20 protein-coding genes and 1 pseudogene are annotated in these 25604 nt (G+C 63.3%); 14 read left to right on the plus strand and 7 right to left on the minus strand.

The features are described from left to right. Positions 1-136 precede the first annotated feature (136 nt). Positions 137-292 (plus strand): annotated as a pseudogene (locus tag VGE08_RS09540) (IS1595 family transposase); the annotation flags it as partial. Positions 293-390: 98 nt separating this feature from the next. Next, entirely contained in the window at positions 391-1158 is a 768-nt protein-coding gene (locus tag VGE08_RS09545; protein WP_331067640.1) for a hypothetical protein, read from the plus strand. A gap of 534 nt (positions 1159-1692) precedes the next feature. Here VGE08_RS09545 and VGE08_RS09550 read toward each other — a convergent pair. From VGE08_RS09550 to VGE08_RS09570, 5 genes are read right to left on the minus strand one after another with little or no spacing between them, the layout of a single operon-like run. Further along, the gene (locus VGE08_RS09550) at positions 1693-2595 is read right to left on the minus strand and encodes an Fpg/Nei family DNA glycosylase (RefSeq protein WP_331067641.1); all 903 of its coding nucleotides are present in this window, start codon (positions 2593-2595) and stop codon (positions 1693-1695) included. A 24-nt stretch (positions 2596-2619) separates the two neighbouring features. Further along, positions 2620-3813: an ABC transporter permease gene (locus VGE08_RS09555; protein ID WP_331067642.1), complete on the minus strand. Its 1194-nt coding sequence runs from the start codon at positions 3811-3813 to the stop codon at positions 2620-2622. 20 nt (positions 3814-3833) lie between these two features. Continuing rightward, complete coding sequence (locus VGE08_RS09560; protein WP_331067643.1) at positions 3834-4988, minus strand: ABC transporter permease; 1155 nt, start codon at positions 4986-4988, stop codon at positions 3834-3836. A gap of 12 nt (positions 4989-5000) precedes the next feature. Then, complete coding sequence (locus tag VGE08_RS09565) at positions 5001-5702, minus strand: ABC transporter ATP-binding protein (RefSeq protein WP_331067644.1); 702 nt, start codon at positions 5700-5702, stop codon at positions 5001-5003. Between the two features lie 3 nt (positions 5703-5705). After that, positions 5706-6947, minus strand: coding sequence for an efflux RND transporter periplasmic adaptor subunit (locus VGE08_RS09570; protein ID WP_331067645.1), 1242 nt, complete (start codon positions 6945-6947; stop codon positions 5706-5708). A gap of 231 nt (positions 6948-7178) precedes the next feature. On the opposite strand from VGE08_RS09570, the gene VGE08_RS09575 reads away from it, so the two are divergent. From VGE08_RS09575 to VGE08_RS09615, 9 genes are all read left to right on the plus strand, one after another. Next, on the plus strand, positions 7179-8330 hold the full coding sequence (locus tag VGE08_RS09575) for an efflux RND transporter periplasmic adaptor subunit (protein ID WP_331067646.1): 1152 nt from the start codon (positions 7179-7181) through the stop codon (positions 8328-8330). Continuing rightward, positions 8327-9004, plus strand: a complete 678-nt coding sequence (locus tag VGE08_RS09580; RefSeq protein ID WP_331067647.1) for an ABC transporter ATP-binding protein — start codon at positions 8327-8329, stop codon at positions 9002-9004. Before VGE08_RS09575 ends, VGE08_RS09580 begins: the two co-directional genes overlap by 4 nt. A 53-nt stretch (positions 9005-9057) precedes the next feature. Further along, complete coding sequence (locus tag VGE08_RS09585) at positions 9058-10269, plus strand: ABC transporter permease (protein WP_331067648.1); 1212 nt, start codon at positions 9058-9060, stop codon at positions 10267-10269. Next, positions 10269-11468, plus strand: coding sequence for an ABC transporter permease (locus tag VGE08_RS09590; RefSeq protein ID WP_331067649.1), 1200 nt, complete (start codon positions 10269-10271; stop codon positions 11466-11468). Before VGE08_RS09585 ends, VGE08_RS09590 begins: the two co-directional genes overlap by 1 nt. A 269-nt stretch (positions 11469-11737) precedes the next feature. Next, entirely contained in the window at positions 11738-13894 is a 2157-nt protein-coding gene (locus tag VGE08_RS09595; protein ID WP_331067650.1) for a TonB-dependent receptor, read from the plus strand. Positions 13895-13904: 10 nt separating this feature from the next. Further along, positions 13905-15428 carry an MFS transporter gene (locus VGE08_RS09600; protein ID WP_331067651.1) on the plus strand — a complete coding sequence of 508 codons (1524 nt, stop codon included), beginning with the start codon at positions 13905-13907 and terminating at the stop codon, positions 15426-15428. 85 nt (positions 15429-15513) lie between these two features. Continuing rightward, the gene (locus VGE08_RS09605; RefSeq protein WP_331067652.1) at positions 15514-16278 is read left to right on the plus strand and encodes an enoyl-CoA hydratase/isomerase family protein; all 765 of its coding nucleotides are present in this window, start codon (positions 15514-15516) and stop codon (positions 16276-16278) included. A gap of 26 nt (positions 16279-16304) precedes the next feature. Beyond that, positions 16305-17201, plus strand: coding sequence for an enoyl-CoA hydratase (locus VGE08_RS09610; protein ID WP_331067653.1), 897 nt, complete (start codon positions 16305-16307; stop codon positions 17199-17201). Between the two features lie 18 nt (positions 17202-17219). Then, positions 17220-18038 carry an enoyl-CoA hydratase/isomerase family protein gene (locus VGE08_RS09615; protein ID WP_331067654.1) on the plus strand — a complete coding sequence of 273 codons (819 nt, stop codon included), beginning with the start codon at positions 17220-17222 and terminating at the stop codon, positions 18036-18038. 5 nt (positions 18039-18043) lie between these two features. On the opposite strand, the gene VGE08_RS09620 is transcribed toward VGE08_RS09615, so the two are convergent. Continuing rightward, positions 18044-20770 (minus strand): LuxR C-terminal-related transcriptional regulator, encoded by a 2727-nt coding sequence (locus VGE08_RS09620; RefSeq protein WP_331067655.1) that lies wholly within the window; start codon positions 20768-20770, stop codon positions 18044-18046. Positions 20771-20824: 54 nt separating this feature from the next. Further along, the gene (locus VGE08_RS09625; RefSeq protein ID WP_349258665.1) at positions 20825-21715 is read right to left on the minus strand and encodes an SDR family NAD(P)-dependent oxidoreductase; all 891 of its coding nucleotides are present in this window, start codon (positions 21713-21715) and stop codon (positions 20825-20827) included. Between the two features lie 131 nt (positions 21716-21846). Here VGE08_RS09625 and VGE08_RS09630 point away from each other — a divergent pair, with 131 nt between their 5' ends. The 3 genes from VGE08_RS09630 to VGE08_RS09640 all read left to right on the plus strand — a co-directional run bounded on the left by VGE08_RS09630 (position 21847) and on the right by VGE08_RS09640 (position 25596). Continuing rightward, positions 21847-23424 carry an AMP-binding protein gene (locus VGE08_RS09630; RefSeq protein ID WP_331067657.1) on the plus strand — a complete coding sequence of 526 codons (1578 nt, stop codon included), beginning with the start codon at positions 21847-21849 and terminating at the stop codon, positions 23422-23424. 85 nt (positions 23425-23509) lie between these two features. Further along, positions 23510-24694: a lipid-transfer protein gene (locus VGE08_RS09635; protein WP_331067658.1), complete on the plus strand. Its 1185-nt coding sequence runs from the start codon at positions 23510-23512 to the stop codon at positions 24692-24694. A 68-nt stretch (positions 24695-24762) separates the two neighbouring features. Then, a complete protein-coding gene (locus VGE08_RS09640; protein ID WP_331067659.1) occupies positions 24763-25596 on the plus strand; it encodes an SDR family oxidoreductase in 834 nt (277 codons plus the stop codon). The last annotated feature ends 8 nt before the right edge of the window (positions 25597-25604 follow it).

Here is a 25604-nt window from a genome sequence, read left to right on the forward strand (position 1 = left end):
ACCATGGCCGAGGCTGTCCATCGGCTCGGTCAGGAATGGACCGAAGCTGCGCTGCGCGTACAACGTCATGGATGGGATGACTGAATGATCACTTCCGCGCTCTCATCCCCAAAATGAGGCGGTTCCACGTCACCGTCAACATTGCGGTAAGCAGCACTTGCACCGCTACCTTGCTGAGTTCGACTTCCGCTACAACAACCGCGTTGCGCTCAACATCGATGATCCACAGCGCGCCATCAACGCGCTGAAGGGCATCGAAGGCAAGCGATTAACCTACAAGATACCTGACTAAGCCAGAACAACAGGAATCTAAGCGAGTCGCCGAGGAAGTGAAGGCGACAATTCGCGAGATCCTTTACATGCGCTGGATCAACGACGAGGACTAGCGGAATGAGCACGAAAATGTTCAAAGGGCCTCGTCTAAAGATCAAACGGGCCAACAAGCACATCGCGGACCTTAATGATGCGATTAATGCTTTCGTCCAGACTGACTTCTACGCTCTGAGCATCGAGCCGGATGGAAATTCCGGTTTGAATTTTCTGAAATTCCGGCAGACCCAAAAAACTCCTTGCGAATTTGCACTTATCATCGGCGATGCAATTCACAACCTTAGGTCGGCACTGGACCTCACTCACTGTGAAACTGTGACTAGGGTGGGCGGAACTGTTACTGACTGGACTAGATTCGCGTTCTTCAAAGACCGGCAAGAACTTGTAAGCAAACTTGGAAAGGGAGTACTGAAGACTGCCCCCGACATTGTCGACTTCATCGCGGATGTTATAGAGCCGTACGATACTGGGAATAACCCGCTCAGCGCACTTCACGCTCTCGACATTACAGACAAGCACCTGCTCTTGTTGCCGGTGTTCTCCGTCGCCGCCATACGCGGCGATTTCAAGATCTTTTCTGAGAAGGCCCCCACACCTCGCTACATGAGAAATGTCACCTTTGGCGTAGGGGAAGGCGGAGTACTGAAAATACTGGGAATGCCCGGAAAATTCGACATCGAGGGTGATTTTCAGCCGTCCTTCGATATAACTTTCGGACAGGGGCAGGCGCTTGAGGGTGAGCCTATCATCCCAACGCTGCATCAGCTCGCGCAGCTCGTCAGCAATATCGTGGACAAGTTCGAGAACCGGCTGCTGACTAGGGCCTAGCGCGCTTCCGCTTCCCTGATGATTCTCGCTTTCCACCGGTCTTAGCCTCATGAGGTTTCGGCGGCGTACTCAGCATCCGCCGCAGTACGTCATCAAACTTAGCCGCATCTGGATCGGCCTTCTTGCTTCGCTCGCCCATTTCTAGCTCCGACAACTGGGGCATCAAGGATAACGCCCCACGAAGGCCGTCGCTCAAAGTGGGTTTCTCAGGTATATAATCGCCAAAAAAATAGCGTGCGCGAGGTTCATCACATCGCGCACGCCTGCATCCGAGATGGCTCAGGGGGATAATTGACCATCGTCGTAAGCACGTTGAAACCGAAGGGACTCGCGTCCTGAAGACGCTCGGTTTCATTAATGCAGGAGGCGTGCCAGCTCTGGCCAGGCGCGGAAACGGCGAAAATTGAGGGGTTCCAGGCAGGTCACACGCTTGGAATGCACTCACGGTGTGCAACGAGAGTGCAACCCTGCGCCAAATTGAGTGGCGTGAACCGAGTGTTGACGATTTGTCAGCAACTCTCGCCCGCAGCAGGGCTACGGCCGCCGCCTGGCGTTCTCCAACGCTTCGATGGTTCGCGGCCAATCGTCCTTGAGTAGCCGCGACAACGCGCGGTCGGCGAGCAGCTTGCCGCCGGTCTGGCAGCGAGGGCAGTAGTTCGTTTCATTGTCGGCGTATCGAATGCGTTGCACGGCGGTCCCGCAGACGGGGCAGGGCTCGCCGAACTTGCCGTGAACCGCCATCTCTTTGCGAAAGGCGGTGACCTTCTCCGGAAATGCTCGAGCGGCTTCGGCGCGCAGGCGCTCGATCCACTCGGTGAGCACGTCTTGAACGGCGTCGTAGAGCCGGCGCCATTCGTCATCGTCGAGCTGTCGAGTCTGGATCATCGGCGACAGGCGCGCGCGATGCAGGATCTCATCGGAGTACGCGTTGCCGATGCCGCTGAGGATGGTCGGGTCCGTGAGCGCTCGCTTGAGCGTGTGATTGCGCTCGCTCATGCGAGCGCGAAAGACGCTCGGTTGGACACCGAGCACTTCGAGGCCGCCGCGATCGTGCTCGTCGAGTTGAGCTTCGCCAGCAACGACGTGCAACGATGCTCGCCTTTTGGTGCCGGCTTCGGTCAGCGTCAGTACGCCGTTGTCGAAGTCGAGTTGCAGCAGTGGAGCCCGGAGCTTGGCGCGATGGTCTTTCTGATACCAATGCAGCCGGCCCGCGATCATCAAGTGGACGACGAGCCAGACATCGTTGTCGAAGCCGATGGCGAGGCGCTTGCCGAGACGACGCAAGCGCGTGACGACGTGACCTTCGCAATTCTGCAATGCCGGCTCTGCGGTGCGCAGCAGGAACGGATTATTCAAGACGATCCGTTCCAACCGATGCCCGACGATGCGGGCATCCAGCGACTCGATATAAATCGTTACGTCAGGCAGCTCGGGCATACACGCCTAACGACTGGATCCGCATTATAGTTCGCGCAATCCCGTCGTGATCGGCAGCTTCGCGGCGCGCAGGCTGGGCAGCAGCCCGCCAATGAAGCCGAGAATCAACGCGTACACCAGTCCTTGCACGAGCAGTTGCGGTGTCACGGTGAACGCAAAGGTCAGTTGGCTGAAGGTGGCGAAGTTCAATGTGGATGCGCGCACGCCATTGAAGGCGATATACGACACGATCATGCCAACCACGCCGCCGGCCAGGCCGATCAAGAGCGCTTCAGCCAGCACTGACGTGACGACCGGTGCAGAGCCAAACCCCAGCGCGCGTAATGTTGCAATCTCGCGCGTGCGAGCGGAGACCGCCGAGTACATCGTGTTGAGCGCCGCGAAGATGGCGCCCAGGCCCATGAGGATGGCGATCGACTTGCCGATGGTGCTGACCAGGGTCACCAGGATGCGCGATTGCTCTTCGTAATATTGTTTCTCGCTGAATACGCGCACGCTCAAGCGTGGATCGGTCGACAGAGAATCCTTGAACGCCTGCATTGCGCCCGGGCTGGTGAGCTTCACTCGCATCGATTGATACGAATTGCCACGGTTGTACGCGCCTTGCAGCACGGTGGCATCGGTCCAGACTTCGGATTCGGCTACGCTGCCGCCATCTTCGAAAATGCCGGTAACGGTCCAATCGGTATTGCCGGCGCGGAACTGCTGGCCCACTTTGAGCCCCTCGAACTGCAGGCTCGCGCCCTTGCCAACCACTACTTCGAACTTGCCGGGCGTGAAGTCCGTGCCTTCCACGATTTTGAAATTGCTGCGCAGCTTGGCCGCCTGCGGACCGACGCCACGCAACGGAACATTCGCGGTCGTGCCGGTGCTGAACAGCGGCAGATTGACCACGACGTACAGCTCGGGAGAAACGACCGTGCCTTGCTCGTCCCGCAGCGCGTGCTCGGAGTCGGCGATGACTCGAACCTGATCCTGCGTCAGGCCGCTGCCCATCTCGTCGGTCGCACCACTACGCAGCACGATGGCGACTTGATCCGAGCCGGAAATTTCCAGCACCGCGCGGAATCCTTCCGCGATGGACAGCACACCGATGAGCACGGTCACGACGCCCGCGATGCCGATGAGCGCCACGATGGACGACGCCAGACGCTGCGACATATTGCGCAGGTTCATGCTGGTGATGGCGCCGATCTGAGCCAGAGAATTGTTGGACATGGGTGCGGTTCCTTGGCGGCTCAGGTCTTGCGCAAGGCGTCGACGATCTTCAGCTGCGAGGCCTGCGCGCAAGGCAGCGCCGCAGCCAATGCGCCGAGCAACACGATCAGCACGGCCCCGACACCCCAAGTTGAAGCTGGCATGCCGAGAACGGGAAAGAATTGCGCGACCGCCGCGCCGATGCCCTCGCTTGCCAGCGCCGCCAGCGCCAGGCCGATCGCTCCGCCAAGGCCAGTCACGAGCAGCGCCTCGCCGAGAATCAACAACGTGACCCCGGCGCCGGAGAAGCCCAGCGTCTTCATGACGCCAATCTCGTTGATGCGCTCGCGGATCGATTGACCCATGGTGTTGGCCGTCACCAGCAGCATGGTGAAGAACACCGCCGCCGCGACCATCGTCAGCAGCTTGCCGATGTTGCCCATTTGATTGGCAAATCCCTGGATGAACGCCTTCTCCGTCGAGGTTTTGGTTTCGGTGGAGGAGTTGGCGAACATGGCGTCGATTTTTTCCGCGATCTCGGCGGAGCGTGCCGGGTCGGCCAGTCTCACCACCACCCAGCCGATCATGTCCCGGATCTCCCTGCGGGACTCGTTCAGATATTCGTAGTGGAGATAGATGCTCTGGTTGTCGCCGTTGCTGGCTTGGTAGATGCCGGCGATCTTCAGCGGCCAGGTGTTGCCGCCTTCCTTGCGCGTCCAGACGTTGGAGCGCATGGGAATGATGTCGCCCACCTTCCAGCCGAAGCGCTGCGCGACCATCGGGCCGACGATGGCGCTGGTGCGGTCCTCGAGAAACGCGTCCAGCTCTTCGGGTTTCAGCTGGTACTCGTTGTAAACCTCGAAGAACGTGTCTGCTTCCACCGCGAAGGTCGGCAGCTGATTGCGATCTTCCTGGTAGATGCCGCCGAACCAGTCCTGCGAGGTGGCCGTCACCACGCCATCGACGCTCTTGATGCGGTTCAAGTAAGCCAGCGGCAGGGATTGTATGAACGAGGTCTTGTGCATCGTAATCAGGCGATCGATGCCGGCGAGATCGGGGCTGCCGGTGAGCGCCACTCGCAGCGTCTGCATCAGGCCGAACAACAGGAATGCGACGATGATGGAGGCGAGCGTCAGACTCGTGCGCAAGCGTTTGCGCCCGAGGTTCGCCCACAGCAATGGCAGATACTTGAACATGGCGTGATGATCCTACGCGGCCGCTTCGCGGCTGAGCTGACCCTTGTTCAGATGCAGGATGTGCTTGGCGCGAGCCGCGGCGTGCGGATCATGCGTCACCATGATGATGGTCTTGCCTTGCTGCTGGTTCAGGGCTTGCAGCAGATCGAGAATCTCGTCGCCGGACTTGCGATCCAGATCGCCGGTGGGCTCATCACACAGCAACAGCGTCGGATCGGAAACGATGGCTCGCGCAATGCCGACGCGTTGTTCCTGACCGCCGGACAACTCGCGCGGCTTGTGATGAGCGCGCTCGCTCAAACCGACGAGCTTCAACGCGGCGTTGGCGCGCTTGCGGCGCTCCGCGGCCGACAGCTTGGTCAGCAACAATGGCAGCTCGACGTTGCGCTCGGCAGTCAACACCGGCAGCAGGTTGTACATCTGGAACACGAAGCCGACATTGTTGGCCCGCCAGCGGCCGAGATCCCCGTCGCTCATGGTGTCGGTGCGCTGGCCGGCGATCTCGATGGTGCCCGCGGTCGGCCGGTCGATGCCGCCGATCAGGTTCAGCAGCGTGGACTTGCCCGAGCCGGACGGCCCCATCAGCGCCAGGAAGTCGCCCTTGGGAATGTCCAGGTCCAAGGCGTGCAGCACGTGCACGGTCTCGGCGCCCCGCTTGTAATCCTTGGCCACGCCCCGCAGCCGGACCAGCGGTTCCGTCATGGTGTCGGTCATGTTTCACTCCCCTTTTTTCTTGACTGGCGCGCCCTCGGCGAGACCTTCGACCGGTTTCGCTACAAGGACGTCGCCACTGGCGATTCCCGACAATACTTCCGTCTGTCCGTTGCGCACGCCGCCGGTTCGGACGGCGACGCGCTCCACCGAGTCGTCGCGGACGCGCCAGACGAACGTGGTGTCGCCGTCCTTCATGATGGCCGTGCTCGGCACCCGTACTGCAGGACGCGCCGCCGCCGTCTCCGGTTGCTCGGGGCGATCGTCCAGAAAGCTCACTTTCACGCCCATGTCGGGCAGGATGCGCGGGTCCAGCTCATCGAAGCCGATGCGCACGCGCACCGTTGCCTTCTGGCGGTCGGCCGTGGGCACGATGTTGATCACGTGACAGGGAATGGTCCAATCCGGATAGGCGTCCAGCACGGCTTCTGCTTTTTGTCCCGCCTTGACGCGATTGATGAAGGCCTCGTTCACGTCGACCTCAATCTCTCGCGAATCCATGTCAACGACTGTCGCGATTCCGGTGCGCGTGAAGCCACCGCCCGCGGAAATCGGGGACACCATTTCGCCGGGCTGGGCATCCTTCGACACCACGACACCGTCGAAGGGCGCGCGCACCAGCAGATCGTCCAGGTCCTGAACGCGCACGCGAACGTTGCTCTGTGCGACTTTCACTTCGCTTTTCAGCGCTTCCAGGCGTGCCCGCAGTGCGCCGACTTCGGCCTGTGACGCATCCAGCGCCTGTTCGCTGACCAGCTTTTCGGCGCGCAGTTGCTGATTGCGTTTCAAGTTGCGCTCGGCTTCCGCCAGGCGCACTTCGACTTCCTGCAGATTCTTGACGGCCGCCTCCAGCTGGCGCTCGGCGAGCTCGAGCTGCGGGCGTGTGGTCGTATCGTCCAGGCGTGCCAGCAACTGGCCTTCCTTCACCTCCATGCCTTCTTCGATCAGCACCTCCTCGACCTTGCCCGTGACCTTGGCCGATACCGTGGCCTGGCGACGCGCCACGACATATCCGGATGCGTTCAGCACGGCGCCGCCGCCACCTCCGCCGCTGGAGCTGGCCACGGCCGTGACCATTTCGACTTCAATGGAGTTGTCGCGGAATACGGCATAGGCCGCCGCCACCACGGCAAGAATCAATACAGTGGCGATGAACCATTTGTAGAGGCCGCCTTGGCTGCTGTTGCGAGGGGGTTCGGGGCTGCGTTCGATGCGGAGGCTGTCGAGTGCGTTCTGGTCGAATGACATGGAAGCCTTCAGTCCTTCAGCGGGCCGCGCTCGTGACGAACGACGGCGCGGCCATTGTGTGTATGCAGGCGCCGGAATTCTAATCCCGCGGCACGACGGAGGTAAGGCGCGTCGGCGAAAAGCCGCCCGGCGCCGGCGAGTTCCGCCGATAATATCCGCCGGGTTTCGATATCTGCGCTACGCGCTTGCCTTGACTGAGATGAGCCGCATGTGTGACGAGGACAGATCCATATGAAACGCCGCACCTTATATATAGTGGGCGGCGTGGTGCTGGCAGCCTTGGCTATCGCAACGTTGGTCAGCCGGCCCGATCCGGTCGCTGTGGAGACGGCCACCGTGAGCCGCGGCATGGTGGGGGAAACAGTCACCAACACGCGTGCCGGTACTATCAAAGCATGCCAGCGTGCCCGGCTGGCGCCGCCCTCCGGCGGACAGATTGCAAAACTGCCCGTGAAAAAAGGCGATCGCGTGCAGGCCGGCCAGGTGCTGCTGGAATTGTGGAATGACGATGTTCGTGCCGAGCTCAAGTTGGCTGAGCGTGATGCCGTCGCCGCACGTGCGCGGGCCGAAGAGGCTTGTGTTGCGGCCACCGTTGCCAGGCGCGAATCGGAGCGATTGTCCAAGCTGGTGGCAAGCAGTCTGGTTTCCATCGATGCGGCGGAGAGGGCAAAGGGCGAGGCCGATAGTCGGGCCGCGGCCTGCCGCGCGACCACCCAGAACATCAAAGTCGCTCAGGCTCGCATCGAACAAGCCAAAGCGTCGATGGAACGTACTCTGTTGCGTGCACCTTTCGCCGGCATCGTGGCCGAGATCAACGGTGAGATTGGCGAGTTCGTCACGCCGTCGCCCGTCGGTATTCCCACGCCTCCTGCCGTCGACGTGGTGGATACGAGTTGCATCTATGTCACGGCGCCCATCGATGAGGTAGACGCTCCGCGCATTCGCGAAGGCATGCCGGCGCGAGTGTCGCTCGATGCATTTCGTGACAGGACATTTCCTGCTCGCGTGCGGCGCGTGGCTCCTTACGTCCTCGATGTGGAGAAGCAAGCACGTACCGTCGAAATCGAAGCGGAGCTGCAGGACATTGCAACGGCTACGCTGCTGCCGGGCTACAGCGCCGATATCGAAGTGATATTGCAGGAGCAGCCGGATGCGCTGCGCATTCCTACGCGTGCGCTCATCGACGGCAAGCGCGTCTTTGTTTACGACGCCGCCGCAGGGCGAGTGCACGCCCGCGAGGTCCAGGTGGGCCTTAGAAACTGGGAGTACGTCGAAATCACCAGCGGTCTCGAGGAGGGCGACAGGGTCGTCACTACGATCGATCGCGAGGGCCTCGTCGACGGCGCGCGCGCTGTCGCTTCGGAAACGCCGACCAAGTCATGATCGAGTTGCGCGACATCAGCCGCCACTTCCAGATGGGCGATCAGCAGGTGCGTGCGCTCGATCAGGTGAGCGTGCGGATCGAGACTGGCGAATATGTCTCCATCATGGGGCCGTCGGGGTCCGGCAAATCGACCTTGTTGAACGTGCTCGGTCTGCTCGATCGGCCCACGGCCGGCACGTATTTGCTGGACGGGCGCGAGACCACGTCGCTGAACGACGATGAGCTGGCGCATACGCGGGCGCGCAAGATCGGCTTCATTTTTCAGTCGTTTCATCTGATTCCGCGACTGACGGCGTTCGAGAATGTGGAGCTGCCGCTGGTGCTGGCCGGCGTGGCGCCCGAAGTACGGCGGCCACGCGTGCAGGAACTGCTCGAAAGCTTGAGCCTGGAGGATCGTGCTCACCATCGACCCAATGAGTTGTCGGGTGGGCAGCGACAGCGAGTTGCCATCGCGCGAGCGATGGTGATGCAGCCTTCGGTGCTGCTGGCCGACGAACCCACCGGCAATCTCGATCACGTTTCGGGTGCGGAGGTCCTGGCGGCCATCGAGGGGCTGAATGCCAGGGGCATCACCTTGCTGGTCGTGACGCACGATGCCGAAGTGGCGCAGCGGGCGCGGCGGCACATGAGGATGAGAGACGGGAAGATCGTGGAGGATGTGAAGGAGAAGTGAGACGTGACTGATGAATGGTTAGAAGGCCCGCTGCAGCCGATGTTAGAGCCAGCATGCGTTTTCGCGATCTGATTCGACTGTCGTTCGATTCCGCCGCACGCGCTCGCATGCGGAGCATCATGCTGTTGCTTGCGATGACCATCGGCGTCGCAGCGGTCATCGCGCTCACTTCGTTGGGCGAAGGCGCGCGGCGTTATGTGGCGGGCGAGTTCCAGTCGCTGGGAACGCGGCTCATCGTCGTCATTCCGGGCCGGTCCGAGACCGGCGGGGTGGCGCCCGGTTTATTGTCTGGCGAAACACCACGCGATCTCACATTGGGTGATGCGCTTGCCGTGCAGCGCCTTCCTGGCGTCGAACGTGTCGCTCCGTTGGTCGTCGGTTCGGCGCCAGTTTCCTCTGGCGCGTTAGAGCGCGAAGCTCCTGTGATGGGGTCCAGTGCCGATCTGCTGCCGGTGCATGGTTTCAAGCTCGCCAGAGGTCAGTTTCTGCCGCTAGGCGAATTGAGCCGCGATACCGCGGTGGCCGTCATCGGCGACAATATTGCTCGCGAGTTGTTTCCAGGACGCGATGCCATCGGCGGCAATGTGCGCATCGGCGACCGGCGCTTTCGCGTCATCGGTGTGCTTGGCGACCAGGGTCGCATGATCGGCATGGACTCGCAGGAGCTTGTGATCATCCCTGTGAGCGCCGCGCAGGCGTTGTTCAACAGCGAGTCACTGTTTCGTTTGCTCATTCAGACGCGCACGCGCGATGAGATGCAGCGGGTGCGCGCGGCTACCATCGAGGCGATCAAACAGCGCCACCAAGGCGAAGAAGACGTAACCGTCATCACTCAAGACGCGCTGCTCTCAACGTTCGATAGGATATTCACGGCGTTGACGCTTACGCTCGCCGGCATTGCGTCCATCAGTCTCGCGGTTGCGGGTGTGCTGATCATGAATGTGATGTTGGTGTCGGTGAGTCAGCGCACCAGCGAAGTGGGCTTGCTCAAGGCCATCGGCGCGACGCGCGCGCAGATCACGGCGTTGTTCTTGACGGAGGCGATCCTGCTTTCCGGGGCCGGGGCAGTGATGGGCTTGCTTGCGGGGCTGGGGGTCGACTGGATCGTAGGAAACATCTACCCCGCGCTGCCGCTGAGCCCGCCTGTGTGGGCGGTGATCATGGCCATCGTGGTCGCGATTGCCAGCGGCATCGTCTTCGGCTTGATGCCGGCAAGACGCGCCGCGCGGTTGGACCCGGTCGCAGCGTTGGCCGGGAGGCGTTGATGCGCTTCGCCGACCTGGTGCGACTCACGACGGGTTCAGTGCGGGCCCACCGACTGCGTGCCGCATTGACGGCGCTGGGCATCGGCATTGGCGTGACTGCCGTGGTCCTGCTCACGTCGATCGGCGAAGGCGTGCACCGCTTCGTGGTGTCCGAGTTCACGCAGTTCGGCACCAATATCATCAGCATCACGCCCGGCAAGACGCAGACCATGGGCGGATCGATCGGCTCGCTCGGCAACGTGCGTCCGCTGACGGTCGAAGACGCGGAGGCATTGCGTCGCGCGCCTTACGTGGAGAAGACAAATGCGTTGGTGCAGGGAAATGCCGAAGTTGAGGCGCTTGGCCGCAAGCGACGCACTACGGTCTATGGTGTGGGGCCGGCCTTTGCCGAGGCGTTTCGCTTCGAAGTGGCGCAGGGCGAGTTTCTGCCGCCCGACGATCCGCGCGCACCGCGCAGCCTCGCAGTTCTCGGCAGCAAGATGGAGCAGGAGTTGTTTCGCGGCGAGAGCGCGCTAGGAAAGGCGATTCGCGTCGGCGGGCAGCGCTATCGAGTGGCTGGCGTGATGAAACCGAAGGGCACCACGCTGGGCTTCGATCTGGACGACACGGTTTACATTCCGACGGCGAAGTCGCTGGAGCTGTTCGATCGCGACAGCGTGTTCGAGATCCAGTTGCTTCATGCCGAAGGTGTGCCCGTGGACGAAGTGGTCGCCTCGATTCGGCGCATCCTGGTGGCACGTCACGGCGACGAGGATTTCACGATCGTCACCCAGCAGCAGATGCTCGACACGCTGGGTTCGGTGCTGAGTGTGCTGACCTTCGCGGTGGGTGCGTTGGGCAGCATCTCGTTGCTGGTCGGCGGAGTCGGCATCTTCACCATCATGACCATCGGCGTCAGCGAACGCACGGCCGAGATCGGATTGCTTCGCGCGTTGGGCGCGCAGAAGAGTCAGGTGCTGCGAGTGTTTCTATCCGAGGCAGTCGTCCTGTCCGCACTCGGCGGCGCCGCTGGTCTCGCCGCGGGTCTCAGCATCGCAGCCGCGCTGGATGTCGCCGTGCCCGCGCTGCCGGTGAGCTACTCGCCGATGTTCATCATCGCGTCGGAATCCCTGGCGATCGCGGTGGGGTTGATTGCCGGCATTCTTCCGGCGGTGCGAGCGGCTGGCTTGGAGCCGGTGGAGGCGCTGCGGACGGATTGAGATTCCTTGCATTTGCGAAGTACGCGCGACGCCGCGGCTCTGATCTAGCTGAGCATTTCGTGTAGGCCCCTCCGAGTCGCCGGCGCGAACCCGCGCCTCGACTACCCACCTCTGCCATCGGCAAAATCCTCCCGAGCAAGCGGCGGCAAAGTTCCGGATCGGATGCGACCGGCGCGTGGCGGCCCGCCCCCTCCGAAAAAGAGGGGGGCGGGCGTTGTCCAGCCCGGTAAGTTCGCCGGAATGGGGTAACTACAGGTCAAGGGGGAAACATGGCGATCGTTAGAGCCGCTGCTTCGTTGCTGGCCACTACTTGGGCAATCGCCGCGTCTGCGGCCGAGGAGGCGCCGCCCGCCGGTGCGGTTGGCGCGGAGTTGGAGGAAATCGTCGTGACGGCGCAGCGGCGTTCCGAACGCCTGGTCGACGTGCCGATCACCGTGGCGCTGGTCTCGAGCTCGGAGCTCGAACGAGTCGGAGGCACCAGCCTCGAGAGCTTGAACAAGCTCGTGCCGGGCATCTACCTGCAGCGCGATATCTATGGCCTGTCGCCGACCGTGCGCGGCATCGGCTCGACGCTGAGCTCCTCTGGCGGCGAATCGAACGTGTCGGTCTACATGGATGGCGTGTATCTGCCCTTCAAGGCGACCAACATTTTCGACCTGGCCAGCGTCGCCAACGTGCAGGTGTTGAAGGGGCCGCAAGGCACGCTGTTCGGCCGCAACGCGACCGGCGGCGCGATTCTCGTGACGACGCTCGATCCCTCCTTCGAGGCCGCGGGCAAGCTCAGGGCATCGTACGAACGCTTCGGCCAGGCGCGCACCAGCGGCTATGTGAACGTGCCGATCACCGATCAGTTCGCCGCCAACGCCGCTGTCTCCTACCGGCATTCGGACGGCTACATACGCGACAGCCGCACCAACGAGTTGGTGAACGAAGGCGAGGACTACTCGGGCCGCGTGAAGTTCCTGTGGCAGCCGAGCGATTCCTTCAGCGTCATGCTCGGCGCCTACTTGAGCCGCTTCGACGATCCCACCGGCTCGAGCTACCAGGCGATCACGACCGCGCCGTTCTTCAGCCTGCCCGGCATCGATACCAATGCCGGACCGATTGCGCGCGATCGATATCATCGCTCGCACAACGCCGAAGATGCGGTGGAGACGCAAGCGAAGCAGTACACGCTGCACATCGATTGGGACCTGGGCTTCGCCACGCTGCAATCGGTGACGTCCAGCCAGAACGGCGAGCTGGAATCGCTCAACGATCTGGATTCCACCTACCAGGACCTGGTGCCCGCCGCGAATGCGCGCGTGGCGCTCAAGACTGAATTCGACACGATCACGCAGGAGGTCAACCTGACCTCGAAGCCGGGCGCGAAGTTCGACTATGTGGCCGGCCTGTTCTACTACGACAATGAAGGCACCGTTCCCTATCTCAGGATCAACGACGTGCCGCAATTCACCACCGTGGGCGATACCACGGCGAAGTCGGTCTATTTCGATGGAACGTATCATCTCGGCGATTGGGGATTGATCGCCGGCATTCGCTATACCCGGGAGACGCGTGATCTCGACACCCGTTTCTTTCCGGCCGGACAGAAGAACGCCAGCGCGACGGAAAGCGTGTGGACGCCTCGCGTGGGTGCCCGATACGAGATCACACCTTACAGCAACGTCTATGCGACATTCACGCGCGGCTACAAGGCCGGCATCTTCGATGCCACGTCACTGACCGGCAACAAGGTCGATCCGGAGTACGTGAACGCTTACGAGATCGGCTACAAGTCGTCCTCGGCGGACTTCACGCTGAACACGGCGGTGTACTACTACGATTTCACCGACACGCAGGTCAACGCCGTGTTCTCCAACGGCGGACAGATCTACCAGCAGTTGTTCAACGTGCCCGAGTCGGAGATCTACGGCCTGGATATCGACGGCACCTATCGCTTCAACGAAGCGTTCGACATCCGCACGTCGCTGGCCTATACGCATGCCCGCTACAAGGAGTTCACCAATGCGCCGGGCTACGCGATCGATCCCACCGATGCTGCGAGCGGATTCGGCCTGTTCTACGCCAGCACCAGCGTCGATGCCAGCGGCTCGAACATGGTCAGGGCGCCGGAGTGGTCGGCGAGCGCCGCGCTCAACTACCATGTCGACCTGTTCGGCGATGCGCGGCTGGATGCGTCGGTGTCCGGCGCGTATTCGAGCCGGGTCCATTTCAACTTTGCCAATACGTTGAGCCAGCCCGCCTATTTCCTGCTCGATGCCAATGCCACCGTGAGCTTCAACGAGCACCTGGCGGTGTCGCTGTTCGGCCGCAACCTGACGGACAAGGTCTACTTCACGACCTATTCGCAGAACGCACTGTCGACGGCAGCCACCTTCGGAATGCCGCGCACGTACGGCGTTTCGATCGACTACACGTTCTGAAGAGCACTAGATGAAGTTGAATGCGACTGAAGAAGCCCTGCCGCTGCCGGCAGGGCTCGCCACCGGCGCCACCTCGGATGCGGCGCCGGCGGTTCAACGGCTGCCGTTGGCGCACAAGGCCGGCTACGCCTCCGGGCAGCTGGCCGAGCTCATCATCGGCAGCATGTTGAACATGTTCGCGTTGTTCTACGTAACGGCGGTGTGCGGCTTGCCCGGCGCACTGGCCGGCGTGGCGTTGGGCGCCGGGCTGGTCATCGACGCGATCCTCGATCCGATGATCGGCTCGGTGTCGGACGGCTGGAAATCGCGCTACGGCCGGCGCGTGCCCTTCATGGTCGCCGGCATCGTGCCGCTGGTCGTCACATTCAACCTGATGTTCGCGCTGCCCTCGACGTGGAGCGTCACCAGCCTGTTCATCTGGCTGACGCTGCTGTCGATCACGCTTCGCGTGTCGTTGTCGATCTTCTATCTGCCCTATCAAGCGCTCGGTGCCGAGCTGAGCGACGACTACGCCGAACGTTCCTCGATTGCCGCGTGGCGTTGGGGCGTGGGTATCTTCGGGACGGTTGCGGTGATCGTACTGGGCTACGGCGTGTTCCTGAGCGGGCCGAATGGGGTCGCTCGCCGCGAGGGCTATCTGCCGTTGACGCTGACACTCACCGTGCTGATCGTTATCGCCGCCGCCATCGCGATCCGTACGGGACTTGTGACCCGTCGCCTGCAGCACGACACGGCGCCGGCGGCGACTCAGGCGCTGCATCGCCGGCTGCTCGGTGAGATCGGCGAGATGTTTCGCAACCGGACGTTCCTGGTCATATTCGGCTCGAGCCTGCTGCTCAACGTCGCGCAGGGCATCCACCAGGCGCTGGCGCTGCACGCCGGTCTGTTCTTCTGGGGACTGGGCTCCGAGCAGATGCAGATGCTGGCGTTTGCCGCGGTGCTCGGTCTGGTCGTGGCCGCGCCGCTGGTCGGGTTGCTGGTCGCGAGGATCGAGAAGCGCACCCTGCTGGTCGTCAGCCTGGTGGGCCTCGCGGTTTCGCAAGCATCGCCGACGACTCTGAAGCTGCTCGGTCTGCTGCCGCTGACCGGCGATGCGTTGATCGGTTTTCTGGTCGGCATGGCGTTCATCGTGGGCCTGATGTTCGCGCTGTCGATCATCGCGTTCATTTCCATCATTCCGGACGCGGCCGACGAGCACGAACAGCTGTTCCATGCGCGTCGCGAAGGACTGTTCTTCGCCGGCTGGGCGTTCGCTTCGAAAGCGGCGACCGGCGCGGGATTGCTGGTCTCGGGCGTGGTGCTGCAATTGATCGATTTTCCCACCGACGCTGCCCAGCGTGGCGCCGCTGCAATGACGATTTCCGAGCGGACGTCGGAGTTGCTGGGCTTCGCCGGCGGGCCGGGTGCGGGCATGCTCGCGCTGGTGGGGACCGTGTTTGCGCTCTTCTACCGCCTGGATCGACAGGCTCACGCTCGTATCAAGTCTGAGCTCGCCGCGCGTCAATCGCCACGCGCGCCGGAGTCGCATGCCTGAAGTCGCGCACCCCTCCTTAAAGAGCGGGGGAGAGTCGGGTTGCGAAAACTATAGTTCGCCGACTGGCAGATTCAGCAGGTGAACGATGAGCGACTACGCCACGATCAACGTCGTGCGGGAAGGACCGGTGGATTGGGTGACGCTCAACCGGCCCGAGCGTCTCAATGCCATCGACGCAACGCTGGTGCGCGAGCTCTGGTCCTATTTCGACAAGCTGCAGTCCGACTACTCGTGCCGCGTCGTGGTGCTGCGCGGGGCGGGCAAAGGGTTCTGCTCCGGGCTCGATCTCACCTGGTTTCGAGAAGCCGGCTCGGCCATGCCCGCGGGCGCGACCGATGCAGGCCCGGGACCCTCGCTCGGCGACATCATGCTCAAGATGCGTTCGTGCCCGCAGGCCATCGTTGCCTTGGTCCACGGTGCCGCGTGTGGCGGAGGCTTCAATCTGGCGCTCGCCGCCGATATCCGTATCGCCGGCCGCAGCGCGCGGATGAACGTGGCTTTCATCAAGCTCGGCCTCTCCGGCTGCGAGCTGGGCACCAGCTATTTCCTGCCGCGCATGGTCGGAACATCGGTGGCGGCCGAGTTGATGATGACGGGTCGCTTCATCCACGCGGATCGCGCACTCGCCACAGGCCTGGTGTCCGAAGTCGTCGACGACGATCAGCTCGAGCACGCCGCGCGCGCCATGGTCACCGATCTGCTCGCTGCATCTCCAGTGGGACTGCGCAAGACCAAGGAGACGATGACGCGTGCGTCCGAGATCGAAGATCTGTCGGCAGTCATCGCACTGGAAGAGCGCACGCAGCTGGCGTGCATGCAGGGCGCCACCTTCGCGCCGAAGAATCGCTGAGCTTCAAGTTACAGGAGAAGACGGTCATGGCCGCAAAACATCGCGACTACGAACAGGTGATCTATGAGCAGCCCGCTCCGAAGGTGGCACGGATCGTCATGAATCGCCCCGGCCGGCGCAATGCGCAGGGCATCACGATGACGTACGACCTCGACGACGCCTTCAAACGCGCCTGCCACGACGATGACATCAACGTGATCATCCTGGCCGCCAACGGCGAGCATTGGAGCGCCGGTCACGACCTGAGCGGCGAAGGGCCCGACAATCCCTCGCCGGAGCAGACCGTCGGCCTGTGGGGCGGAAGTTACAAGGGCAAGGGATGGGAAGGCTATTACGCCCGCGAGAAAGAGATCTACCTGGAGATCAGCGAGCGTTGGCGCAACGCGCCCAAGCCGACCATCGCCGAGATCCAGGGCTCGGTCATCTCCGGCGGCATCATCCTCGCGTGGACCTGCGACCTGATCGTTTGCTCCGAAGATGCGCGCTTTCGCGATGCCACCGCGGCGGAGATGGGCATCGCCGGTGTCGAGTTCTGGCAGCATCCGTTCGAGATGAGCGTGCGACAGGCGAAGGAATGGCTCATGACGGGTTCGTGGCTGACGGCGCAGGAGGCGAAGCAGCGGGGCATGGTGAATCATGTCGTGCCGCGCGAGCAGCTCAACGCTCGCACGCTCGAGCTCGCCCAGACGATCGCCGCGAAGAATCCGTTCACCATGAAGCTGGTGAAGCAGGCGGTGAATTTCGCCCAGGACCGGATGGGACGCAAGGCGGCGCAGGAGTTCGGTTTTCATCTGCACCAGATCGGTCACTTGCAGGCCATGCTGGTCAATGGCGTTCCGATCGACATCGAGACCTTGCCGCCGGCCATGCGCGCGAACATCGAAAAGCTGCTGGCTGCGCGCAAGCTCAGCACCAAGAGCTGACATCGCAGCGTTGCCGACATGACCGACCCGGTGCTGATCGATCGCAAGGGAGCCGTTGCGTATCTCACGTTGAATCGCCCGGAGGCGGGCAATGCCGTCGACGTGGCGCTCTCACGATGCTTGCTGGATGCAATCGTGGCGGTGGAGGCGGATCCCGCCGTCCGCTGCGTGGTCGTTCGCGGCAATGGACGGATGTTCTGCGCCGGCGGCGATGTAAAGGGACTGCATGCGGCGGGCGATGCGCTGCCCGAGTTTCTCAACGAGATCCTCGTGTCTTTGCATCCGGCGATCGTCCGCCTCGCGAGGATGAACAAGCCCGTCGTTACCGCAATCCACGGACCGGCCGCCGGCGCAGGTGTCGGCCTTGCGGCGGTCGGCGACGTTGCACTCGCCGAACCTGACGCTCATTTCACGATGGCCTATTCTCGTATCGGATTGACGCCGGATGGCGGTGCGACGTGGCTGTTGCCCAGGCTCATCGGTCTTCGCCGTGCTCAGGAGCTGGCACTGACGAACCGCAGAGTGTCAGCGGAGGAGGCGGCCGCGATCGGGCTCATCACGCGAGTCGTGGCCAAAGGAACGCTGGCGCAGGAAGTCGATGCGCTGGCGGCGTCGCTGGCGCGATCCGCGGTTGGTGCGCTTGGAACGACGAAGCGCCTGCTGCTCGCCAGTGACGAGGCGACGTTGGAAGAACAGCTCGACGCCGAAAGCGCGTGCATCACCGAGCAAGGCGGCACCGACGAAAGCAGAACCGGCATTGCCGCATTCGTTGAGCGTCGCGATCCGGACTTCAGCGCGGCTGCGCGGAATGCAGAGAAGTCCGCAGCCCATCGATAGGAAGGTCAGCTGATGATGCCGTACCGTCTTGCTTTGGCGAGTACGTCTTCACGCGAACCGGCGTGCAACTTCCCGTAGACGTTCTTGAGATGCCATTTCGCTGTCGCCAGCGAAATATCCAGGCTGCGACCGATGCTCTTGGCGGAGAAGCCCTTGCCCAGCAGCTCCAGCACATCCTGTTCGCGCGCGGTCAGCGGCTCCGCCAACACGGCTGCCGAATCCGATGAAGCGCCGGCAGCGTCGCCCGTAGATTGGTCACCGTCGAGCGTGATACGGAGCATCTCGTGCTCGGTTTCGCCGTGCGTGCGGCTCATGAGCAGCTTCGCAAGCGGGCGGGCAATCGCGCCGAGATCGGCCAGCGCCCGGAGGACACCGAGCCCGGCGGCCTTCGTCAGCAGCTCCGAAGCCTCGCTCAGGGCGGCCTGCTGCTTGCCCGCATTGAGCCGGGCGATACAGCGCATGAATCCCAGACGGAGCAGCGTCGCCACGCGTCCGGTTCTGTTGCAGAGATCCTCGGCGACTTCGATGAGCCGCAGACATTCGAGATGGTCGGCCTGGCCATAGAGCGCGTTTTCCGCAGCCGCCAGGGCGTAGATCAGCGGGATCTGCGCCCACGAGCAGTCGCGGGCACTCGCATGTTTCTCGGCCAGCTGAGAGAGTCGATGCAGGATTTCTTCGCGCGAGGTCAGATGCTGGAACAGCACGGAGAGCGCGAACTGATCGTACAGGCTCCACGCCACGAGCCGGTCGAGGCGTCGCTGGATGCCGATTTCCTCGAGGCGCTGCAAGGTCTCGAAGGCGGCTTGCGAGCGGCCCGCCAACAGCTCCAGCCGCGCGCGAACCCGGTAGCCGTTCAGAATGCCTTCCGGCAGCTCGGCCGCGCCCATCGGCTCTGCATAGGTCTCGATCAGCTCTCTTGCGTCGCTGACCAGGTTGAATTGATACAACGCCTCACACAGCGCGCCGATCGTGTTGCCGATGGCATCGGGGCCGATCTTGCCGCGCTGGATGATCTTCTCCTTGAAGGGCATCAGGTGCGCCAGCGCGTCGCGAATGCGGCCTTCAGCCAGGTAGGAGCTGCCGATCGCCGCATCGGCCAGCAGGTGTTGAGGCTGTGTCTGACCGGGCGCGAGATGTCTGTAGAACAGGCGCACCGCCTCGCGGGCTTCGGCGAAGCGGCCGGCATACGCGAAACCGGCGGAGGCCAGGGTGCTGACCAGCGATAGCAGGTAGGGATCGGCGGGCAATGGCTGCTGCAGCAGTGGCTCGATGATGCTCGTGATCGCGCCGGTATCGTCGACGGCCGAGTGGCCGCAGGCACGCAGCAGCTGCACCTCGTAGTGCACCGAGGGCGCGTCGTGTTTCGGATGCTGCAGGATGCCTTCCATGTTTTCCTGGAAGTCATCGAAATGGCCGCAGAAGATCTGCGCCCACGCCAGGTTCAAGGCGATGTTCAGGCGCTCGCGCAGCATCGGCTTGGGCAGCCGGCTGCACCAGCGGATCAGCTGCCTGAAATTGCCGCCGGCCGATAGGCGGCGAGCCGAGCTATCGATGAACTCGGCCAGCAATTCGTCGTCGCCCGCCTCGCCGGCGTAGCGCAACGCTTCGATGAAAAGCCGTTGTCCGGCGAACCAGCGCGCGGCCTTGCGGTAGAGCGTCTTGATCTCGGCCGGCTCGCGCCGCTCCAGCCGGCTTTGCAGGAACGTGTGGAACAGGCGGTGGAAGCGATACCAGGGCTCGACTTCCGGCGTGTCGATGGGGAGCAGGAACAACTGTTCGTCTTCGAACTTCTTCAGCAGCTCGGCCGCGTTGGGATTGCCGGTCAGCACTTCGCTCAAGGCGCGGTTGAAGCGCCCGCAGATCGAGATGGAGCACAGGAAATCCAGCTCTTCGGCGCTGATGTACTCGGCGACATTCGCTTCCAGGTAAGCGACCAGCGCGCCTTCCTGCGAGACCAGCGGTTTGCCGCCGTGGCGTTCGAAGAAGTGCTCCGGCCGGCTTTCCTTGCGCAGCGAGAACAGCAGCAGTTGCAGCCCGGCCGCCCAACCGTCGCTCATCTCGTGCAAGCGGCCGATCTGCGCGGCGCTCAGGCCGGTGAGTCCTTGCGCGACCACGAACTTGCCGGTTTCCTCGACATCGAAGCGCAGATCCTTGAAGTCCAGCTCCGCCAACTGGTCCTGGGCCTGCAGCTTGAGCAGGTTCAGCAGCGGCCGCGAGCGCGAGCCGAACACCAGGTGGACGTTGTCGGGCAGCGCGTCCAGGAAGGCGTCGAGCAGCTGGAAGATGTTGAAGGCGGTGCCGTGATGGATGTCGTCGACGATCAGGTAGACTTCGTCGTCGCAATCGAGCAGGTCGTCGACCAGCGAGGCCAGAAAGCGATTGCGGGACTTGCCGCCGGAGCGGTTGAAGAACTGCAGCTCATCCGTGCGGATGTTCAGGCCCGCGCTGCGCAGACTCTCGACGATGTAGGCGCCGACCTGGGTCACGTCGTCGTCCGTCCCCAGGTTGTACCAGGCGACCTTCGCCCCTTGCTCCGAGAGCTGCTTGCGCCATTGCGCAAGCAACATGGTCTTGCCGCTGCCGGCGGGTCCCAGCACCAGGCTCAGCTTGCAGCCGCGGCGCGCGTTCAATCGCTGCAGCAGCTTGTCCCTGCTCACCGGTGCGGCGCCGATTCGGGGCGGCGCAAGCCTGGTCCGGATGATGGCGGGTTCCGGGGGCTTGAGCTTGGTCATGAAACTGTCAGGGCGGTGGAGACTGGAGCGACCCAATCATACCCCACCGCTTGCTCAGCCTGAGCTGCTGGCGCCGCCGCCTGCCAGCAGGGCCTTGCTGCGCGCCGCCTCGTCGGAGTTGTCGGAGCGGGCGGGCAGGCAGGCGAGAATGTTGCGCGTGCGTTCGGTGACCAGATCCTCCACGAGGCGGTCGGTGAATATGTAAGGGCGGTCCTCGAGGATGCCGTTCAACACCATCTCGCCGACGGCATCGATGGGTACGCCGTGTTCGAGCAGGTGGTTGTCGAGCTCCTTCAGGCGAGCCTGCGCTTGCGGGTTGATCTCTTCACTGGCGCCGGGACGGCCCATCAGAGAACGACTCACGATGCCGGTCGCCACTGGCCCCGGACAAAGCACGCTGACGCCGATGCCGGTGCCGGCCGCTTGAAGCTCGTTGCGTAGCGATTCGGACAGGCCGACGACCGCGTATTTCGAAGTGGTGTAAAGAAAGCCCGCAGTGGTCGGCGCCAGGCCCGCGCCCGAGGACGTGTTGACGAGGTGTCCGCCGGCGCCGCGTTCGATCATGCGCGGCAGAAAGGTTTGAATGCCGTTGACCACGCCCTGCAGATTGACGCCGAGCACCCAGTCCCACATCGCGTAGTTCATCTTGGAGACGTGCACGCCCGAGGCCACGCCGGCGTTGTTGAACAGCAGGGAGACGGGGCCGAGGCGCTGTTCTACGGCGTCGGCCACCTTGGCGAACGCGTCCCGGTCGCGCACGTCGAGCTGATGGGTCACCACCTCGGTGATTTTTTCCAGCTCGGCGCGAGCTTTTTCCAGCGCCGCGGCGTCGATATCGACGAGCGCCAGTTTGACGCCCGCGCGCGCGAGGCGGCGCGCAATTCCCAGGCCGATACCTTGCGCGCCGCCGGTGATGAAGGCGGTGCGGCCGGACAAGTCTTTCATCGCATTCCCCTGATTTTTTCCCACGCGGGTCCCGGCGCCAGTGGCCAGGACCCCTCCATTCAGTATGGGGCGCCGGCTGCGGGCGCCGCCCCCTTCGAAAAGCAGGGGCGGGTTGCCGGCACGGATTCGGTATGTTGGCGCGGGTAGAGGAGGATTCCGCGATTCTGCACCTGACACAACCCCTGCAGCGCGCAGCCGTGCAGTACCCGAATCGGGTGGCGACCGTTTTCCAGGATCGAACGACCACCTACGCGCAGCTGGCGGCTCGCGTGGCCCGCATGGCCTCGGCGCTGCGCGAGCTGGGGCTGAAAGAAGGCGATCGCGTCGGCCTGCTGGCCCACAATTCGGACCGGTTCGTGGAGCTGCTGTACGCCGTGTGGTGGGCCGGGGGCGTGGTCAATCCCATCAACATCCGCTGGAACGAGTGGGAAATGGTGCGGGCGCTGGACGACTGCCAGACCCGCATCCTGTTCGTCGACGATCAGCTGGCGCCGTCGGTGGCGCGACTCTTCGACCGCTCCGAGCACCTGGAGAAAGCCATCCATGCGGGCGACGGCAACGTGCCGAGCGGCATGTTCTCCTGCGAGCAGCTGATTCGCGATTCACAGCCGGGGCCCGATGCCCGCCGCCATGGCGAGCAGCTGGCGGCGATCTTCTACAGCGGCGGCAGCCGCGAGCTGACCAAGGGCGTGATGCTCTCTCACGCCAACATGATGAGCAGCGTGCTCGGCGGGCTCGAACGACTGGCCGTCGATGGCGATGTCGGGTTGCACGCGGCGCCGCTGTTTCATCTGGCCGGCATGATGTTCATGCTGGCGCTGACGCTGCGCGCCACGACGCAGGTGATCGAGCCGGGCTTTCAGGTCGACGACGCGGTGAAGCTCATTGTGGAGCGCGGCGTCACCAACACGCTGCTGGTGCCGACGATGATTCACCGGCTTCTCAACAGCGCCGACGTGGACAAGCTCGAGCACAGCCGCTTGCGACGGCTCGGCTGCGTCGCTTCCGCTTCGGGCGACCACCTCGCGGCGCTCTGCAGGGAACGCTTGCCGTCGGTGATCTTCTCCAAGGTGTATGGCGTTCCCGAAATGGCGCCGCTGGTGAGCATCCTCACTTATGACGACGACCTTTCCAAACCGGCAGGCGCGGTCGGCACGCCGAGCTTGACGACCGAAGTTCGCATCCTCGGCGAGGATGGCAAGGAGGTTGCTCGCGGCAAGACCGGCGAGCTCGTCGTGCGCGGCGCGGGCTTGATGCAGGGATACTGGAACAAGCCGGCCGAAACTGCGAAGGCGATCCGCGATGGCTGGCTGCACACCGGCGATGCCGCCTACATGAACGAAGCGGGCCAGCTGTTCGTGATCGGCAAGTTGAGCGACATGATCGTGACCGGCGGCGAGAACGTGATCTGCTCGGAGGTGGAGAGCGTGCTGCTGTTGCATCCATCGATCGCCGCTTGCGCCGTCATCGGCCTGCCGAACGAGCAGTGGGGACAATCGGTGCACGCCATCATCGTGCCCCGGCCCGGCCGCCAGCTGCCGCGGCTGGAGGCGATCCGGGCGCATTGCCGCAACTACATCGCCGGCTACAAATGTCCGGTCAGCGTGGAGTTTCGGGACACGCTGCCTCGCTCGGCCAATGGCGAGATCCTCAAATCGATCCTGCAGCCGCGCTCGTGTTTGCACGTCGACGCGGGCCTGGCGAGTTGATCGCCAGTCCCCTGCGAAAAGAGGGGGGCGAGCGGTGCCGGGGATCGTCACGATGCCCCATCACTTGCAACCAGGAGAATCGACAATGGCCACCGCGCGCGTTGCCGGCGTAGGCATGATCCCCTTCACCAAGCCCGGCAAGAGTGAAGATTGGGACGTGATGGCGGAAAAGGCCGTTCGTCTCGCGCTGGCCGACGCCGGTATTTCCTACGACCAGGTTCAGCACGCGTATGCGGGCTACATGTACGCCGATTCGACCGCGGGACAATCCGTTCTGTATCGCATCGGCTCGACCGGCATCCCGATCATCAACGTCAACAACAACTGCTCGACCGGCTCCAGTGCGCTGTATCTCGCGCGGCAGATGATCGAGCTCGGCGCGGTCGATTGCGCGCTGGCCTTCGGCTTCGAGCAGATGGTGCCGGGCGCGCTCGGCACGGTCTTCCAGGACCGCAAGGGCCCGATGGAGATCGCCTCCAAGAAATTCCTGGAGCTGTGCACCTACGATCCCAGCAAGCCGCCGACACCGCAGTTCTTCGGCGGCGCCGGCCTCGAATACCAGAAGCGCTATGGCGCCAGCGACGAAACCTTCGCGATGATTTCCGTGAAGGCGCGCCGGCACGCAGCCAACAATCCGCTCGCGGTGTTTCGCGAGCCGGTAACGCTTGAAGAAGTGATGGCGTCGCCGAATCTCTCCGGGCCGGTGACTCGCCTCCAGGCTTGTCCGCCGACTTGTGGCGCGGCCGCGGCGGTGCTGGTTTCCGCAAGCTTCGCGGCCAAGCATGGCATCAAAGCGCCGGTGGAAATTCTCGCGCAGTCGCTCACGACCGACCTCCAGAAAACCTGGGACGGCCAATCCATGATCAGCCTGATCGGTTACGACATGGCGAAAGAGGGCGCGACCAAGGTGTATGAAGCCGCCGGCGTGTCGCCCGACGACGTGGACGTGGTCGAGCTGCACGACTGCTTCACGCCCAACGAGCTGGTGTCCTACGAGTCGCTGGGCCTGACGCCCGAAGGCACCGCGGAGCGCTATATTCGCGACGGGCAGAACACCTACGGCGGCAAGCACGTGGTGAATCCGAGCGGCGGCCTGCTCTCCAAGGGTCATCCGATCGGAGCGACCGGCCTCGCGCAATGCTACGAGTTGACGCACCAACTTCGCGGCACGGCGGAGAAGCGCCAGGTCGAGGGGGCCCGAATCGCGCTTCAGCACAACCTGGGCCTCGGCGGCGCCTGCGTGATCACGCTGTACGGCGCGACCCGCTGACGGCGACCCCTGGCGACGATAGGCGACGACAAGCGACGACGACAAGCGACGACGACAGGAAAGATTCAATGACCGACGTACAAGGGCGCACCGCCTTCATCACCGGCGGTGCCAATGGCATCGGCTTGGGCATCGCCCGCACGCTGGCGCACGCCGGCGCCAAGCTGGCGCTGGTGGACCTGGATACCGACGCCCTGGCGCGCGCCAAGGCGGAGCTGCAGAAGATCACCCAGGTCGAGACCTATCGGCTCGACGTGCGCGATCGCGACGCTTATGCATCGACGGCGGATGCGGTCGAGCACTCGCTCGGGCCCGTGTCCCTGTTGTTCAACAACGCGGGCGTGATCGTTGCAGAGGCACCGGCCAAGCTCAGCTACGAGCTCTGGGACTTCGCGATCGGCATCAACCTGGTCGGCGTCATCAATGGCGTGCAGACGTTCCTGCGACGAATGGTCGAGCGCCGCCAGGGCGGACACATCGTGAACACGGCGTCCGGTGCGGGCCTTGCCGCGACAACCGGTTCGGGCGTGCTGTACTGTACGGCCAAGTACGGCGTGGTCGGCATGTCGGAGGCGCTCAATGTCGAGCTCAAGTCTTCGGGCATCGGCGTGAGCGTGCTGTGTCCGGGGCCGGTTGCAACCAATATCATGCATCGCTCGCACAACGTGGCTCCCAAGGGCGCCGTGCAGCTGTCGGAAGAGCATGAGAAGCGCCGGGCCGATCTGCGAGAACAGATCAACCAGGCGCTGCAGCGCGGCGCGAACATCGACGATGTCGGCCGGATGGTGTTGAAAGCCGTGCAGGAGAACCAGTTGTACATCTACACCGATCGCTTCATGGAGGAGCCGATCAAGGCGCGCACCAAGGCGCTGCTCGATGCGCTGCCGGACCCGCGAGGCTGAATCGAGAC

Origin of the sequence: Steroidobacter sp. (assembly GCF_036406195.1) — a bacterium.
In the GTDB taxonomy this organism is placed as follows: Bacteria; Pseudomonadota; Gammaproteobacteria; order Steroidobacterales; family Steroidobacteraceae; genus Steroidobacter.